This window comes from Micromonospora terminaliae (assembly GCF_009671205.1).
Classification (GTDB): Bacteria; Actinomycetota; Actinomycetes; order Mycobacteriales; family Micromonosporaceae; genus Micromonospora; species Micromonospora terminaliae.
The window spans coordinates 4,957,382-4,973,598 of the sequence record NZ_CP045309.1; the positions used below are offsets into that span (position 1 = coordinate 4,957,382).

Annotated in this window: 15 protein-coding genes; 6 read left to right on the forward strand and 9 right to left on the reverse strand. The window is 75.1% G+C overall.

From position 1 onward, the window contains the following. Positions 1–10 precede the first annotated feature (10 nt). A complete protein-coding gene (locus tag GCE86_RS22715) occupies positions 11–583 on the reverse strand; it encodes a helix-turn-helix domain-containing protein (protein ID WP_154228804.1) in 573 nt (190 codons plus the stop codon). A gap of 495 nt (positions 584–1,078) precedes the next feature. Between GCE86_RS22715 and GCE86_RS22720 the strand changes: the two genes are divergently transcribed. Both GCE86_RS22720 and GCE86_RS22725 read left to right on the forward strand, forming a co-directional pair. Next, entirely contained in the window at positions 1,079–1,612 is a 534-nt protein-coding gene (locus tag GCE86_RS22720) for an RNA polymerase sigma factor (RefSeq protein ID WP_154228805.1), read from the forward strand. Between the two features lies 1 nt (position 1,613). Next, entirely contained in the window at positions 1,614–2,783 is a 1,170-nt protein-coding gene (locus GCE86_RS22725) for a hypothetical protein (RefSeq protein ID WP_154228806.1), read from the forward strand. Here the strand turns inward: GCE86_RS22725 and hemB are convergent. From hemB to GCE86_RS22750, 5 genes are read right to left on the reverse strand one after another with little or no spacing between them, the layout of a single operon-like run. Then, positions 2,777–3,760, reverse strand: a complete 984-nt coding sequence (gene hemB, locus GCE86_RS22730) for a porphobilinogen synthase (RefSeq protein WP_154228807.1) — start codon at positions 3,758–3,760, stop codon at positions 2,777–2,779. The genes GCE86_RS22725 and hemB overlap by 7 nt on opposite strands. A gap of 14 nt (positions 3,761–3,774) precedes the next feature. Continuing rightward, positions 3,775–5,355, reverse strand: coding sequence for a bifunctional uroporphyrinogen-III C-methyltransferase/uroporphyrinogen-III synthase (locus GCE86_RS22735; RefSeq protein WP_154228808.1), 1,581 nt, complete (start codon positions 5,353–5,355; stop codon positions 3,775–3,777). Continuing rightward, positions 5,352–6,320 (reverse strand): hydroxymethylbilane synthase, encoded by a 969-nt coding sequence (gene hemC, locus GCE86_RS22740; RefSeq protein WP_154228809.1) that lies wholly within the window; start codon positions 6,318–6,320, stop codon positions 5,352–5,354. The genes GCE86_RS22735 and hemC overlap by 4 nt, the downstream gene beginning before the upstream one ends. Next, positions 6,317–7,678, reverse strand: coding sequence for a glutamyl-tRNA reductase (locus tag GCE86_RS22745; RefSeq protein WP_154228810.1), 1,362 nt, complete (start codon positions 7,676–7,678; stop codon positions 6,317–6,319). The genes hemC and GCE86_RS22745 overlap by 4 nt, the downstream gene beginning before the upstream one ends. Continuing rightward, the gene (locus GCE86_RS22750) at positions 7,675–8,412 is read right to left on the reverse strand and encodes a redox-sensing transcriptional repressor Rex (RefSeq protein WP_154228811.1); all 738 of its coding nucleotides are present in this window, start codon (positions 8,410–8,412) and stop codon (positions 7,675–7,677) included. The genes GCE86_RS22745 and GCE86_RS22750 overlap by 4 nt, the downstream gene beginning before the upstream one ends. A 391-nt stretch (positions 8,413–8,803) precedes the next feature. Between GCE86_RS22750 and GCE86_RS22755 the strand changes: the two genes are divergently transcribed. Beyond that, a complete protein-coding gene (locus tag GCE86_RS22755; protein WP_154228812.1) occupies positions 8,804–10,108 on the forward strand; it encodes a sensor histidine kinase in 1,305 nt (434 codons plus the stop codon). A gap of 98 nt (positions 10,109–10,206) precedes the next feature. Further along, a complete protein-coding gene (locus GCE86_RS22760; protein WP_154228813.1) occupies positions 10,207–10,869 on the forward strand; it encodes a response regulator in 663 nt (220 codons plus the stop codon). Positions 10,870–10,884: 15 nt separating this feature from the next. On the opposite strand, the gene GCE86_RS22765 is transcribed toward GCE86_RS22760, so the two are convergent. The 3 genes from GCE86_RS22765 to GCE86_RS22775 are packed head-to-tail and all read right to left on the reverse strand — an operon-like array spanning position 10,885 to position 13,432. Then, positions 10,885–11,532, reverse strand: coding sequence for an HAD family hydrolase (locus GCE86_RS22765; RefSeq protein WP_154228814.1), 648 nt, complete (start codon positions 11,530–11,532; stop codon positions 10,885–10,887). A gap of 21 nt (positions 11,533–11,553) precedes the next feature. Continuing rightward, complete coding sequence (locus GCE86_RS22770; protein WP_154228815.1) at positions 11,554–11,808, reverse strand: glutaredoxin family protein; 255 nt, start codon at positions 11,806–11,808, stop codon at positions 11,554–11,556. Continuing rightward, positions 11,798–13,432, reverse strand: coding sequence for an AMP-binding protein (locus tag GCE86_RS22775; protein ID WP_420846495.1), 1,635 nt, complete (start codon positions 13,430–13,432; stop codon positions 11,798–11,800). The genes GCE86_RS22770 and GCE86_RS22775 overlap by 11 nt, the downstream gene beginning before the upstream one ends. 573 nt (positions 13,433–14,005) lie before the next feature. On the opposite strand from GCE86_RS22775, the gene GCE86_RS22780 reads away from it, so the two are divergent. Both GCE86_RS22780 and GCE86_RS22785 read left to right on the forward strand, forming a co-directional pair. Next, positions 14,006–14,986: an ECF subfamily RNA polymerase sigma factor, BldN family gene (locus GCE86_RS22780; RefSeq protein WP_154228817.1), complete on the forward strand. Its 981-nt coding sequence runs from the start codon at positions 14,006–14,008 to the stop codon at positions 14,984–14,986. Between the two features lie 291 nt (positions 14,987–15,277). Next, positions 15,278–16,126: a DUF5667 domain-containing protein gene (locus GCE86_RS22785; protein WP_154228818.1), complete on the forward strand. Its 849-nt coding sequence runs from the start codon at positions 15,278–15,280 to the stop codon at positions 16,124–16,126. Positions 16,127–16,217: the final 91 nt, after the last annotated feature.

A 16,217-nucleotide genomic window follows, 5' to 3' on the forward strand; every position in this document is an offset into this window, starting at 1 on the left:
GTCGCCCGGCTCACCAGCCGGGCGGCGGGCCGTTGCGGTAGCCGCACCGCTGCGGGTCGCGCGGCGGGGGCACCCCGCGGTACTTGGCCACGCGCACCTCCCACTGACTGCGCCGGCGGAGGGCGTCGCGGTACGCCCGGTCCCGGTAGAAGGTCTCCGGCGGGCGGGCCAGCCCGTAGATGTCGGCCCACCACTCCCCCGGCTCGGGGTCGGCGATCACGTCCAGGTGGGACGGGTACCGTCGCTCGGCGCCGTCGCGCAGGTCGTCGCGGTCCCGCATCGGCCTGAGCACACGGCCGAACTCGTCGACCACGGCGAGCCGGAACCCGGCCACGCCGATGATCCGGCGCAGCATGGCGATGCTCGGGGTCAGGGTGCCGGCCTCGATCCGCCCGATGGTCGTGGGGTGCACCCGGGCGAATCGGGCGAGCTCCCGCTGGCTCGCGTCGGCCCGGCGGCGGACCGCGCGGACGATGCCCGACGCGGGCCACGGGATGTCGAAGGGCTCGGTGAGCATCGTGGGCGGCTCGACCGGCTCCCCGGTCGTGACCGCCGGTTCCTCAGGGGTGGCGGGGGCGCTCATGGAGCCAGGCTCTTGCCACCCGCCTGATCGCGGCAACCCCGACCGGTCCGGCTGTGGACAACCGGAGCGCCTGTGGAAAGGTCCCGCCCCGCCGGCGGCCTGTGCCGCCCCTGCTGCGAGGGCCGATGGCGTGACGGAGCGTGAGAAGGGCAGCGGGTCACCCAACGTGACCGGACCTCGCCGCGGGTCACGCCACCGCCGGCAGACGGAAGCCTTCTATACGGACAAAGAAGGCACCCTCGCCGCCGCGACCCCACCCTCCCCACCCCGCTTTGCTCTGCAGCCACGTACGCAGCGGACACGGACGGTTGCTGCTGCGCCGATGGCTGCAGAGCAAAGCGGGCGTCGGTGGAGGGTCCGGGTCGCGCCTGCTCGGTACGCAGAGTGACAGCGGCGCGCGGCGTCGCCGAGCCGGCGGGCTCCGATGCGGGCAGCAGTCGATCCGTTCCGGCAACGGCCCGGGAACGAAATCCGCTTCCGGAGCGTGTACCGGACATGGGAAGCCACCTCTCGGCCCCGCCCGGTCCGCCGGACGTGTTGCCGCGCGACCGCGACACGTCCCCGGACCTGCCGTTCGAGCAGTTCTACCGGGACCACGTGGACCGGATCCACCGCGCGCTCGCGCTGGCCGTCGGGGACAGCGCGGTGGCCCGGGAGGCGACCGACGAGGCGATGGCCCGGGCGTACGCGCGGTGGGACCGGGTGCGCCGGCTGGACAACCCGGGCGGCTGGGTCTTCCGGGTCGGGCTGAACTGGGCCACCTCGTGGTGGCGGAAGGTGCGCCGGGAACGGCCACCGGCCGAGGACCGGCACCCGGCGACAGCCGCCCCGGATCCCGCCGGGCTGGCCGCCCGGTCGGCCCTGGAACGGTTGCCCGCCGGCCAGCGCACCGTGATCGTCTGCCGGGTGCTGCTGGACCTCTCCACCGCCGAGACCGCCGCCGTGCTGGACCTGACCGAGGGCACCGTCCGCAGCCGCCTCTCCCGGGGACTGGCCGAGCTGCGGGCCGCGCTGGCCGAGGAGGAGTGACGTGGACGTCGTACCCGAGGACCTGGCGGAGCTGATCCACCGCGCCGCTCGCGCGACCGCACCGTACCCGGCGGACCTGGCGGCGCTACGCCGGCGGGCCCGGGCCCGCCGGCGCCGGCGGACCACGACGGCCGTGGCGGGACTTGTCGTCCTGGTCGCGCTCACCGGCGGCGGCGTGCCGCTGCTCGTGGGCGGGCAGCGGCCCGCCACACCGCCGGCCGCGCCGCCGCCGTCGCCCTCGCCGTCACCGACCGCTCCCAGCACGCCGCCGACCCCCGCGCCGGCGCAGCGGCTGCTGTTGAGCGGCGATGGTGGCACCGTGCGGCCGCACCGGGGCGGCCCGGAGATCGGTCTGGTCGGCGGCGTCGCAGACGAGCTGCGCAGCGACGGCTCGGTGGTCCGGCACCGGGTCCCCGCCGGTTGGCAGGAGACCGTGGCACTGCCCGACGGACGGCTGGTCGGCCTCAAGTTCACCGACCTCATGCCCGGCGTACGGCGGACGGACGGCCCGGACGTGGCGGGCCTGTCCGTCAAACTCATGCTGCTCCGCGCGGACGGACGCGTCGAGGTCGACCGGGAGGTCCGGATCCGGGGCCAGGCCCTCGCACTGGCCGGCGCCGACGCACGGTACGCCTACCTGGTCCGGGACGGGGTGGGCCTGGTCTCCCACGAGCTGACCACCGGCCGGGAGAAGACCCTGATCCGGGTGCAGACGAAGGTCGACGGCGAGCTGCCGTTCCGGGACGCCGACGTTACGGCCGGCCGCGTGGTGTCGGTGACCGGCCCGGCCGACCTGACCCAGTGCCGACTCGACGTGCGCCGGCTGGCCGGTGGGAGCCGGCTGTCGCGGCTCACGGTGGCCGGCGACTGCGCTCCGTCGGTCCGGCTCTCCCCGGGCGGCGGCCTCGTCGCGGTCCCCTACCGCCGCCCGAACGGCCGGAACCTCGACTACCGGCTCGCGATCCTGGACACCGCCACCGGGCAGCTCCGGGCTGACCAGCCGCTCGGGACGGCCAGCCCGACCTACGGCCTGCCGGGCGGCGGGACCTGGGGTGCCGCCTGGATCGACGACACCACCGTGCGTGTGGTCTGGGCGCACCTACCCGACCCGCCCCGGAAGGTCTACTCCGTCGCGGAGCTGGCCCGGGTGGTGACGGTCAGCGTTCAGTAGCGCTGGCGGAGCAGCTGGGCCGCCTCGACCGCCCAGTAGGTGAGGATGATCTGCGCGCCGGCCCGGCGGATCGAGGTGAGCGTCTCCAGGATCGTCCGCTCGCGGTCGATCCAGCCGTTCGCGGCGGCCGCCTCGACCATCGCGTACTCGCCGGAGACCTGGTAGGCGGCCACCGGGACGTCGACCGCGGCCCGGACGGCAGCCACCACGTCGAGATAGGGCAGGGCCGGCTTGACCATCACCATGTCGGCGCCCTCGGCCACGTCCAGCTCGACCTCGCGCAGCGACTCCCGCAGGTTCGCCGGGTCCTGCTGGTAGGTGCGCCGGTCGCCCTCCAGGGCCGACTCCACGGCGTCCCGGAACGGGCCGAAGAAGGAGGAGGCGTACTTGACGGCGTACGCGAGCACCGAGACGTCCTGGTGCCCGGCGGCGTCCAGGGCCCGGCGGACCACGCCGACCTGGCCGTCCATCATCCCGGACGGCCCGACCATGTGGACCCCGGCGTCGGCCTGGGCGACCGCCATCCGGGCGTACTCGGTGAGGGTGGCGTCGTTGTCCACGGCGCCGTCGGGGGTGAGCACGCCGCAGTGCCCGTGCGAGGTGAACTCGTCCAGGCAGAGGTCGCTCATCACCACGGTGGCGTCGCCGACCTCGGCGATGACGTCGCGGATGGCCACGTTGAGGATGCCGTCCGGGTCGATGCCGCCCGAGCCGGTCTCGTCCCGCGTCGCCGGCACCCCGAAGAGCATGATCCCGCCGACCCCGGCCTGGACCGCCTCGACGGCGGCCTTGCGCAGCGAGTCCCGGGAGTGCTGGAGCACCCCCGGGAGCGACGCCACGGCCCGCGGCTCGGTCAGCCCCTCCTTGACGAACATCGGCACGACCAGCTCGGCCGGGTCGACGCGGGTCTCGGAGACCAGCCGCCGCACGGCCGCGTTGCGGCGCAGCCGGCGGGGCCGGATCTCGGGGTACGACATCGGGGGGCCTCCTGTCAGCGGAACCTCAGGGCGGTCGGGCCCTGCACCTTCGAGCCCCGGCGCTGCTTGGCCGGCATGGCGGCGAGCTTCTCGCGCAGCTCGACGGCGTAGGCGGCGAGCGCCTCCACCAGGTCGGGCACCGAGGCGTGCGGCGGCTGCACGTCGACCCGCAGGCCGAACTCCGTAGCGGTCTCCGCCGTCTTGGGCCCGATAACCGCAACAACGGTACGCGCGTGCGGCTTCCCGGCGATCCCGACCAGGTTCCGGACGGTCGAGGACGACGTGAAGAGGACCGCGTCGAACCCGCCCGACTTGATGGCGTCGCGGATCTCGGCGGGCGGCGGCGCGGCCCGGACGGTCCGGTACGCGGTCACGTCGTCGACCTCCCAGCCCCGCTCGGTGAGCCCGGCGGCCAGGGTCTCGGTGGCGATGTCGGCGCGCGGCAGCAGCACCCGGCCGACCGGGTCGAGGATCTCGTCGTGCGGCGAGAACTCGGCCAGCAGGCCCTCGGAGGACTGCTCCCCGGAGGGGATCAGCTCCGGCTGGATGCCGAAGGCGCGGACCGCCTCGGCGGTGGCCTCGCCGATGCAGGCGATCTTGACGCCGCCGAAGTGGCGGGCGTCCAGGCCGTGCTCGGCGAACTTCTCCCAGACCGCCCGGACCGCGTTCACCGAGGTGAAGATCACCCAGGCGTACCGGCCGTCGACCAGGCCCTTGACCGCCCGCTCCATCTGGGCGGGGGTGCGCGGCGGCTCGACCGCGATGGTCGGCACCTCGCACGGGATCGCCCCGTACGCCCGCAGCCGCGCGCTCATGGCGCCGGCCTGCTCCTTGGTCCGGGGTACGAGCACCTTCCAGCCGTACAGCGGCCGGTTCTCCCACCAGCTCAGCTTGTCGCGGTCGGAGACGCCCGCGCCCACGGTGAGCACGACCCGGCCGGTGAAGCCGAGCGCCGCCGCGACGAAGGAGTCCACGGTCGACGTGGTGGTGTACTGCGTCTCGCCCGTGCCGTCGCCGGTCACCGCGACGGGGGTGGCGCCGTCCACGCCGGCGGCCAGCAGGCCGTCCCGGATGGCGGCCAGGTCACCGGCGTCCACCGCGACGGCCAGGGAGCCCCGGGCCACGGCCGCGGCCAGCGCGTCGAAGTCCAGCGTGGTGACGTCCTCGACGTCGGCGGCGGTGCGTACCCCCGGCAGCGGCACGCCGGCGTAGGTGGCCACGCCCTCGGCCTGGCCGACGCCCGGCACCACCTCGAAGTGCGCGGCGGTACGCGCGACCGCCTGCACCTCCTTGACCACCGAGTCGTGGCCGAACGGGTCACCGGCGACCAGGTGCACGGCGTTCTGGCCGGACCGGGCCGCGGAGATCAGCACCTTCGCCACGTCCCCCGGCACACCCTCGGCGGGGCTGAACTCGGCGTCGGACCTGGCCTGGGCGCGGACGTGCTCCAGCAGCGACTCGGGGACTCCCCGGTCGTACACCACCTGGTCGGCGTCGACCAGGGCGTCCAGCGCCCGGCGGGTCAGCAGGCCCGGGTCGCCGGGGCCGGCCCCGACGAACGCGATCCGGCCTACGGGCTTACGGGTGCGGGTCATTCTGTGCTCCCAAATTGCTGGGTCCCCGGGCCGGCGTGTCCTTCTTGGCCGAGGATCGAGTCGGCGCCGAGTTCGAGGAGTTCGGCGGCGAGTGCCTTGCCGATCTCCGCCGCGTCGGCGGGCGTTCCGGTGCGGGACAGCCGGAGGTCACGGGTGCCGTCCGGGCTGATCACCGCCCCGCGCAGGTAGATCTCTTCACCGGCGTCACCCTCGGCGAGTTCGCCGTAGGCGGCGACGGGTGCGCTGCACCCGGCCTCCAGGGTGGCCAGCAGTGCCCGCTCCGCGACGACCGCGGCACGGGACGGTGCGTGGTCGAGCACGCCGAGCAGCTCGACCAGGTCCTGATCGTCGATCCGGCACTCCACGGCCAGCGCGCCCTGGGCGGGCGCGGGCAGCATCAGCATCGGATCGAGCGTCTCGGTGATCACGTCCGTCCGGCCGAGGCGCGCGAGCCCGGCCCGGGCCAGCACGACCGCGTCGAGGTCGGCGTCGGGGCCGAGCACCCGGCCGAGGCGGGTGTCGACGTTGCCCCGGATCGGGGTGACCTCCAGCTGCATGCCGAGGGCGTGCAGCTGGGCGATGCGGCGCAGCGCGCCCGTGCCGACCCGCGCGCCGGGCGGCAGCTCGGCGAGGGTGCGGCCGTCCCTGGCGACCAGCGCGTCCCGCGGGTCCTGCCGGACCGGCACGGCCGCGATGTGCAGGCCGGGCGCCCCCGCCGTGGGGAGGTCCTTGTACGAGTGGACCGCGAAGTCGATCTCGCGGGCGGTCAGCGCGTCGCGCAGCGCGGAGACGAAGACGCCGACGCCGAGCCGGTGCACCGGGGCCGTCGAACGGTCGCCGGCGGTCACCACCTCGACCAGCTCGACCGGGCGGCCGGTGGCCGCGGTGAGCGCCTCGGCGACGTGGCCGGACTGGGCCATCGCGAGGGCGCTGCCCCGGGTGCCGAGGCGCAGGGGGGCGGTCATCGCGCACCTCCGGTGGGCGGGGTGATGTCGGCCGGCAGGGCGATCTCGGCTTCCACCACGTCGGGAACGGTGTCGACCGCGGAGGTCTGCGGCACCTCGAGGTCGAACAGCTCGCGCAGCAGGGCGGCGTACTGGTCGCCGCCGGGCTCCGCCGCGAGCTGGCGGACGCGGACGGTGGGCTGGTGCAGCAGCCGCTGCACGACCCGGTGCACGGTGCGGGCGACCTCGGCGCGCTGGTCGTCGGTGAGGTCCGGGCGGCGCTGGGCCAGCCGGCGCAGCTCGGCGGTCACCACGTCGTCGGCGCGCACGCGCAGGGCCGCCACGGTGGGGGCGACGTCGCTGCCACGCAGCCAGCTCAGGAACGCCTCGACCTCGCCGGCCACGATCCGGGTCACCTCGGCGGCGTCGGCGGCGGCCGGGCCGTCGGCGAGGATCGCCGCCATCCGGTCGATGTCGATCACCTCGACGCCGGGCAGCTCGGCGACGCCCTCCTCGACGTCGCGCGGGACGGCCAGGTCGAGCAGGACCAGCGGGCCGCGGGCGGCGTCGCGGCGGACCAGCGCCCGGGTCACCACGTCGCGGGTGAGCACCGCTTCGGTGGCGGCGGTGGCGGCCACCACGATGTCCACTGTGGCGAGGGCGTCGACCAGTCCGGCCATCGGCACGGCGGTGGCGCCGTAGGACTCGGCCAGCCGGACGGCTCGCTCGGCGCCCCGGTTGGTGACGGTGAGCGGGCCGGCGCCCAGCCGGGAGAGGGTGGCCACGCCCAGCGAACCCATCGCCCCCGCGCCGACCACCATGGCGGGCCGGCCGGTGAGGTCGCCGTCGAGCAGGCCGGCGGCCAGGTCGAGGGCGGCGGTGACCACGCTCTGCCCGGCCCGGTCGATGTTGGTCTCGGCGTGCGCGCGCTTGCCGACCCGCAGGGCCTGCTGCATCAGCTCGTGCAGGAGCCGGCCGGCCGAGTCGGCGCCGCTGGCCGAGTGGTAGGCGTCGCGGAGCTGGCCGAGGATCTGCGCCTCGCCGACCACCATCGAGTCCAGCCCGGTGGCGACCCGGAAGACGTGGTCGACGGCGGCGGCGTCGTAGTGCACGTAGAGGTGGGTGGCGAGCGCCGCCGGCGGGGCACCGGCCTGCTCGGCCAGGACCGCGCAGATGTCGCCGAGGCCGCCGTGGAAGCCGGTGACGGCGGCGTACACCTCGACGCGGTTGCAGGTGGAGACGAGCACGGCCTCGGCGACGTACGGCTGGGCGACCAGGCGGTCCAGGGTGCGGGTGAGATCCGCGGGCGGGACCGCCAGCTGCTCCAGCGTGGCGACCGGGGCGGTGCGGTAGGACGCGCCGACGACGAGCAGTTTCACGTGCCGATCGCCTCCTGGGTGTCGGTGGCGGCGAGCCCGCCGGGAAGCGCGGTCAGCGACGCCTTGCGGTGCTCGTGGAAGGACAGGATCTGCAGTTCGATCGCGAGGTCGACCTTGCGCACGTCGACCCCCTCCGGAACCGAGAGTACGCACGGCGCGAAGTTGAGGATGCTCGTCACGCCGACGGCGACGAGCTGATCCGCGACCGCCTGGGCGGCCGGCGCGGGGGTGGCGATCACGCCGATCGAGATCGACTCCTCGACGGCGACCCGGGGCAGGTCGTCGACGTGCCGGACGACCAGGCCGTTGATCTCCTCGCCGACGCGGGACGGGTCGGCGTCGAGGAGCGCGGCGATCCGGAAGCCGCGGCTGGCGAAGCCGTCGTAGCCGGCCAGGGCGTGACCGAGGTTACCCACGCCGACCAGCGCGACGGAGCGGCACTGGGTGAGCCCGAGCACCGACTCGATCTGCTCGATCAGCAGCGTGACGTCGTAGCCGACGCCGCGGGTGCCGTACGAGCCGAGGTGGGAGAGGTCCTTGCGGAGCTTCGCCGAGTTGACCCCGGCGGCGCTGGCCAGCCCCTCGCTGGAGACCGTCTCGTGGCCGGTGTCGGCGAGCGCGTGCAGGGCGCGGAGGTATTCCGGGAGCCGCGCGACGGTCGCCTCGGGCAGGTCCGGGAGCGCCGGTACGGCACCGGCGCGGCCGGGCGCGCCTGGGTGACGGTGCTGACTCATGAGACTCCGTGCGGTGCGATCCTCGACCAGCGACGGTGGCCGGTCGTTCCGGGACTCCCGCTGGCGACCGATGTTGCCGGCTGTGCTAGCAGGGCGCGTCGGAACTACAGAGTAGGCGCTTGTGAAGACGTGCACAAATCGCGATCTTGCTAGGTCGCGACGCGCCTCCACCTGCTCCTCCATTCCCACAAGATCGATAGACGGAGCTCCCTCGGCGCCGCGTGGCGATTATTGCTCAATCCCGACTTCTCTGACCAATCGCGCGCGCCCGGTAGCGCTGTGTCATCGTCGGGGAGAGGCGCGGGTCACGTCCGGCGGTAGGGAGAACCCCACCCCGGAGAGGCCCGCGCACGGGATGGGTCGGGCCCGTTCCGGCCCATAGCCTCGGAGCATGACCGCCGTTCCGCTGGCCACCGCGCCAACCCCCACCACACCCGTCCGGGGTCTCGTCCGCCAACTCCTGCGCGACTCCGGCTACGTGCTCTTCAGCCTCCCGCTGGCGCTGGTCGGCTTCGTGCTGGCCGTGGCGGGTATCTCGCTCACCGCCGGCCTGCTGGTCACCACGCTCGGCCTGCCGGTCCTCGCCGGCACCCTGTACGCGGCCCGGGGGCTGGCCGACCTGGAGCGGCTGCGGCTGCCCGCCGTGCTGCGCCAGCCCCGGGTCCGCCCGGTCTACCTGGCGCCCGAGCGGGGCGCGGGCTTCTGGCGGCGGGTCCTCACCCCGATGCGCGACCCGCAGTCCTGGCTCGACCTGCTGCACGCCTTCGTCCGGCTGCTGGCGACCCTGCCCACGTTCGTGGTGGTGGTGGTCTGGTGGGCGCTGGCCGTGACCGGCACCCTCTACGGCGCGTACGACTGGGCCATCCCGCGGGGCCCCGGCGACCAGGACCTCAGCCAGCTCCTCGGGATGGGGGACGGTGCCGGGGCGCGGATCGCCCTGAACACCGCGATCGGGGTGTTCGCCCTGTTCACCCTGCCCCTGGTGGCCCGCGCGTGCGCCAAGATCCAGGCCGCGCTGGCGTACTCGCTGCTCACCGGGGTGGCCGAGATGCGGCAGCGGATCACCACGCTGGAGGAGCAGAAGCGGGCCGCCGCGTCCGCCGAGGCGTCCGCCCTGCGCCGCCTGGAACGGGACATCCACGACGGCCCGCAGCAGCGCCTCGTCCGGCTCGCCATGGACCTGAGCCGAGCCCGCCAGCAGCTCGCCGCCGACCCCGAGGCGGCCCGGCGGACCCTGGACGAGGCGGTCAGCCAGACCCGGGAGACCCTCGACGAGCTGCGGGCCCTCTCCCGGGGGATCGCCCCGCCGATCCTGGTCGACCGGGGGCTGCCCAGCGCGCTGGCCGCGCTCGCCGCCCGCGCCCTGGTCCCCACCGAGCTGGTGGTCGACGACGAGCTGGGCACCGCGGCCGGGCGGCTCGACCCGGCGCTGGAGAGCACCGCGTACTTCGTGGTGGCCGAGGCGCTGACGAACGTCGCCAAGCACAGCCGGGCCGCCGCCTGCCGGGTCGAGGTGACCCGGAAGGTCGGCCGGCTGGAGATCACCGTGGTGGACGACGGGATCGGCGGCGCCCACCTGGCCAAGGGGCACGGGCTCAGCGGCATCGCCGACCGGGTCCGGGCCGCCGGCGGGACCCTGGAGGTGGCCAGCCCGACCGGCGGGCCGACCCGGATCCACGCGGAACTCCCCCGGTGAAGGCCAACGGCCATAATTCGGCCTCCGCGCCGCCAGGCGGCACTCCGGACCGAATGAAGGCCGCCCTCTGGGTCCAGGACGTGATAGACACCGGACCCATGCGGGTGGTGATCGCGGACGACGCCGTGCTGCTCCGGGAGGGGCTGGTCCGGCTGCTGACCGAGTCGGGACACGAGGTGGTGGCCGCCGTCGGTGACGGAGACGCCCTGGTCGAGGCGGTGGTGACGCACCGGCCGGATATCTCGGTGGTGGACGTGCGGATGCCGCCGTCGCACACCGACGAGGGGCTGCGGGCGGCCGTGGAGGCCCGCCGGCGGGTGCCCCGTACGCCGGTCCTGGTGCTCTCCCAGTACGTCGAGGTGTCGTACGCCGACGACCTGCTCGCCACCACCGGCGGCGGGGCCGGCGGTGGCGGGATCGGCTACCTGCTCAAGGACCGGGTGGCCGCGATCGACGAGTTCCTGGACGCGCTGGCCCGGGTGGCGGCCGGCGGCACGGTGCTGGACCCGGAGGTGATCAGCCAGCTCCTGGTGCGGCGCCGCCGCAACGACCCGCTGGCCGAGCTGACCCCGCGCGAGCGCGAGGTGCTCGCCCTCATGGCCGAGGGCCGCTCCAACACCGCGATCGCCCGCGCCCTGGTGGTCAGCGACGGCGCCGTCGAGAAGCACGTCCGCAACATCTTCACGAAGCTGGACCTGCCCCCGGACGCCACGAACCACCACCGCCGGGTCCTCGCGGTCCTCACCCACCTGCGCGCCTGAGGCGCCCCGGCGGGATCAGAACGTCTGCGCGAGGGTGACCGCCTCGGCGAGGGTGTCGGCCACCGGGTGGCCCGAGGTGCGCAGCCGGGCCGGGTCGGAGAGACCGCCGGTGTAGAGGACGCAGCGGGCGCCCACGGAGAGGGCGGCGTCGGCGTCGTCCAGGGAGTCGCCGATGAGCACCACCTGCCGGCCGTCGAGGCCCAGCTCGGCGAGGTGCTTCTCCAGCCACTCCGCCTTGGGGCCGCCGCCGACCGCGGCGCGCAGCCCGTCCACGCGGGTGAAGTGCGGGGTCAGCCCGTACGTGTGCACCGTGGGGACCAGCTCGTCGTGGAACCACATGGACAGCAGGGACTGGCTGCCCGGCCAGGCGGCGATCGCAGCGGTGGCGTCGGCGGCCAGCGCGCAACTGGTCAGCCCGGCCCGGTACGCCTCGTGGAAGATCCGGTCGAGCCGGCCGAACGCCTCGGCGTCGATCGCCTGGCCGAGCATCTCGGCGTAGTAGTCGGCGATCGGGCGGCGGAACCGGACGCGGTGCTCGTCGGCGGTGACCGCCGGACCGCCGGCGCTGGCGAAGGCGACGTTGGTGGCCCGCACCACCAGGTCGAGGTCGTCGAGGAGGGTTCCGTTCCAGTCCCACACGAGGTGGTGGCGCGCAGCGGTCATCGGTGCACTGTAAGGGGCGGCTCAGAGCTGCGGGGTGGTCAGGTCCCGCAGCAGCCGGTCCTCCTCGACCCGCCAGTAGCCGTGCTCCCGGCCGTCGAGCAGCACGACGGGCAGCCGGTCGCCGTAGTCGCGCTCCAGTTCGAGGTCGCCCGTCACGTCCTTCTCGACCCAGCGGTCCCCGGTGACCGCCACCACCCGGTCGAGCGCCGCCTTCGCGTCCTCGCAGAGGTGGCAGTCGGGCCGGGTGATCAGGGTGAGCCGGGCGTCACTGGACATCGGATACCTCCGTGCGGATCTCGGTCGGCGACGCGGGCGCGGGCACCGGGCGCGCCGCCGGACGGAGCTCGGTCTTGCGTACCTTGCCGATCGCCGAGTGGGGCAGGTCGTCGACGAACTCGACGGCGGTCGGGCACTTGAACCGGGCCAGGTTACGCGCGCAGTGGGTGAGCAGCTCCTCCGCCGTCACCGTCGAGCCGGCCGCCCGCACCACGTACGCCCCGACAGTCTCGCCGGTCCGCGGGTGCGGCACCCCCAGGACGGCCGACTCGGCCACGCCGGGATGCGCCTGGAGCACCTGCTCCACCTCGTGCGGGTAGACGTTGAAGCCGTTGACCAGGATCAGCTCGCCGAGCCGGTCGACCAGGAAGAGGTCGCCGTCGGAGTCGGCGTACGCCACGTCGCCGGTGGCCCACCAGCCGTCCCGGTCCGGGCCGCCCCGCCCGTCCGGCCAGTAGCCGTCGAACAGGTTGTCGCCGCGCACCACGATCTGCCCCGGGTCGGTGCCGGCCGGGTCGTCGGCGAGGTCCAGCTCGTCGTCGTCCTCCTCGGCGGCGGGCACCCCGTCGCGCCACAGCTCCGCGCCGTCCGCCCCGACCAGGCGCAGCTCGACGCCGGGCAGCGGCCGGCCGATCGAGCCGGGCTTCGGCTCGCCCCCGACCAGGGTGGAGGTGAGCACCGGGGCGGTCTCGGTGAGCCCGTACCCGACGTGCACCGGGTGCCCGGTCACCTCGGTGAAGCGTGCCCCGGCGGCCGGCGGCAGCGGCGCCGCGCCGCACACGGCGATCCGCACCGAGTCCAGCGCCGCGGGCCGCGCACCCGCCGCGTCGGCCCAGGCCAGGAACATCGACGGTACGCCCACCAGCACGCTGACCCGGTGCCGCGCGATCTCGTCCAGCGCCCCGGTCGGGCCGGGCTCGTCGACCAGCACCCCCGTCGCGCCGTGGTGCACGACGGCGCCGAGCCCGGAGTTCAGCCCGTACGCGTGGAAGAGCGGCAGGGCGAGCAGCACGGTGTCGTCGGGGCCGACCACCGGCGGGTCGATCCGGTCGACCTGGGCGTGGTTGGCGGCCAGGGCCCGGTGCGACAGCATGGCGCCCTTGGGCCGGCCCTCGGTGCCGGAGGTGTAGAGCAGGACGGCGAGGTCGTCGCCGCCCCGGGCCGGGAAGCCGGCCGCCTCGTCACCGTCGGTGACGACCGGCGGGGCGGTGTGCACGGCGGTGAGCGCGGGCAGGTCGCCGGTGGCCACCCGGGCGGCCACCTCCGGAGCGGCGACCAGCAGGGCGGCGCCGGAGTCGGCGAGCACGTGCCGCAGCTCGCGGGCCGTGAAGCCCGGGTTGACCGGCACGGCCACCAGCCCGGCCCGGAGCACGGCCAGGTAGGTGACCACGAAGTCCGGGGTGTTGCCGAAGGCGATGGCCACCCGGGCGGGCCGGCCGTCCGGGGCGGACGGTGGCGCGGCGGCGGCCAGCGCGCGGGCGGTCGCGGTGACCGCGGTGTCCAGGGCCGACCAGGTCAGCGTCCGGTCGCGCCAGTGCAGCGCGGGACGGTCACCGTGGACGGCGGCCGCCCGGCGGAGCCGGTCGGCGAGGTTCGGCGCGGAACTGTCGGCTGCGTCCTGCACGGTGGCTGAGTCTGGCACAGCCGCGTCCGCCGGGCCACGCCCGAACAGCCGGGCGCGGTCCCCTCAACGGGACTGTCCACCCCGCCATCCGGGATTCCCGAATGTGGGAAGGTGTCCTCCACCGGTCGGCGGCCGGGGTCCTCCGGGCAGCCGGAACCGGCCCGGCCGAGCCGCTGCCGCGACACGCCGGGGGCGCAAGAAAGTTGGCTCCGACCAGGACTTTCCACTCCGAACCAGGTGGCGGCGCGAAAGTCAACCACACGCGACGGACAAGGGGTCCGCCAGCTGTGCGACACGACCGGAAATACTTCCGCTCTGTGTAACGGACTTGCCACGCGCGGGTGACGTTGGCCCTATCATCACTCGGGTCGGCTCACCCCATTTGCCGTGAGTCGACACCCCTCAGCCCGAGGAGGCCCCCGTGCCTGTGAGCGCATTGGACCAGCACCTCATGCGGACGTGCCGCCCGTCGGCCCGTCCCGGAACCGCCGCGCCCGGCCGGGGCGTACCCGGTCCCGCCGCGACGCCGCGGAGACCGGTGCGGCCCTGCCCCGCCTGGATCGGGGAGGCGCGGTGACCACCTTCGGCTACGCGGACCGGCCGGCCGGAGTGACCGGCCCGACCCAGCGAACACCCGTCAACGAGCGCCTGGAGCCCGCTCCACGGGCCGCCGCCGACGGGATGCGCGGTCTCGCCGTCCGGGGCGAGGGGCGGCGCGTCCGCAACCGCGCGCACCACAACGAGGCGCCGGCGCGCCCCGTGGTGCCCGGCGGCAACGCGAAACCGGCCGCCGGGCGGCTCGGCACCCCGTCGCGGCCGACCATGCCGGCCCAGGGCCGGCGCGGCGAGGCCGCCGCCAACAGCGAGCCCTCGGCCGCCGAGACCGCCGTGCTGCCCGCCGTGGCGGCCGGCGACACGGCGGTGCTGCCGGCCGTCCCGGCGACCGCCGCCCCGGCCACCGGCTTCCCCAGCCGCCCCGACCCGTCCGACCCGGCCACCGAGGTCTGGGCGCTGGTCGAGCGGGCGCAGGCCGGCGAGGCCGAGGCCTTCGGCCTGATCTACGACCGGTACGTGGACACCGTCTTCCGGTTCGTCTACTTCCGGGTCGGCAACCGCCAGCTCGCCGAGGACCTCACCTCCGACACGTTCCTCCGGGCGCTCAAGCGGATCGGCAGCTTCACCTGGCAGGGCCGCGACCTCGGTGCCTGGCTGGTCACCATCGCCCGCAACCTGGTCGCCGACCACTTCAAGTCCGGCCGCTACCGGCTGGAGGTGACCACCGGCGACGTGCTCGACGCCGACCGGGAGGACCGTGGGCCCGAGGGCAGCCCGGAGGCCGCGGTGGTGGAGCACATCACCAACGTCGCCCTGCTCACCGCCGTCAAGCAGCTCAACCCCGAGCAGCAGGAGTGCATCGTGCTCCGCTTCCTCCAGGGCTTCTCGGTGGCCGAGACGGCCCGCGCCATGGGCAAGAACGAGGGCGCCATCAAGGCGTTGCAGTACCGGGCCGTCCGCGCCCTGGCCCGACTGCTGCCCGACGGTTTCCAGCCCTGACCCGACCCGCCCCACCCGCCCGGCGACCACGCCCGGGCGCGGCTGAACGCACCCTCCGCACCCCGGACAGCGATCACTCTTGGTGATTTCGGAACCGACCGGGCCGTAACCGGCGACCGGCGCGAACCGTTTCTCCGGGTGCGACCAGTGGTTGTCCCGGCGTCCCCCGGGCCACCCGGTCCGGCGGGGTCAGGTCGGCCGTCCCGGTCGACCGTCGGCGTCACGCTGCCACCGGTCGCCGGTGACGACGACGGCCAGCGTGGCCGTGACCAGCGAGAGGGGGTGCCCGCGGTGGACAGCGACCTCTTCTCCCGTCGGCGTGCCGAGCGCTTCGCGCAACTCCTCGACGAGGCCAACGGCGGCCGGCGGCACCACGTCCGTTCCCGGTCCGACGACGAACTCACGGCGCTCGTCGCGGTGAGCCGGCGACTCACCGCCGACCGCCCCGACGTCGAGGTGGACGGCGAATTCCGCACCGGGCTGCGGGCGATGCTCGTGGCCACGGCCGAGCGCGAGGGTGTCGCCGCCCCGGCGAAGACCGGCGTCCGTGGCGCGCTGCTGCCGGCGATGACCGGGCGACGGGCCCGGGCACGCGGCGCCATCCTGGTCGGTGTTGCCGCCGGCGCCGTCGCCCTCTCCGGCATCTCCGCCGCCAGCGAGAACGCGCTGCCCGGCGACGCCCTCTACGGCATGAAGCGCTCGACCGAGCGCGCCCAGCTCGCACTGGCCAGCTCCGACATCAGCCGGGGCCAGCTCTTCCTCGGCTTCGCCCGGACCCGGCTCGACGAGGCCGCCACGGTCCGCGACGACCGGCTGGGCTTCAGCGCCGTGCTCGACGACATGGACGCCGACACCCGCCAGGGCGTACGCCTGCTGACCACCGTGGCCGCGCAGCGCTCCGACCCGGCTGCGCTGGACGCCGTCGACACGTTCCTCGGCGACCAGCGCCGGGCGGTCAGCGGCCTGCTCGACCGCTCCGACCACGCCGACCGGGACCGCACCCGCCGCTCGCTGGCCCTGCTCGACGCGGCCGGCCGGCGCGCCGACGCGCTCCGCGAGTCGATCGCCTGCGGGCTGCCGGCCCCCGCCGCCAGTGACGCGCTCGGCCCCGCACCGACCAGCTGCCCCGGCGACCGCTGAACTCGGGCGGAAGAGCAGTCCGCGCCACACTTCTCCCGCCGGACACCCGTCCGTCACATCCCGCCGGATAGGCTCGGCTGGGCGTACGCGG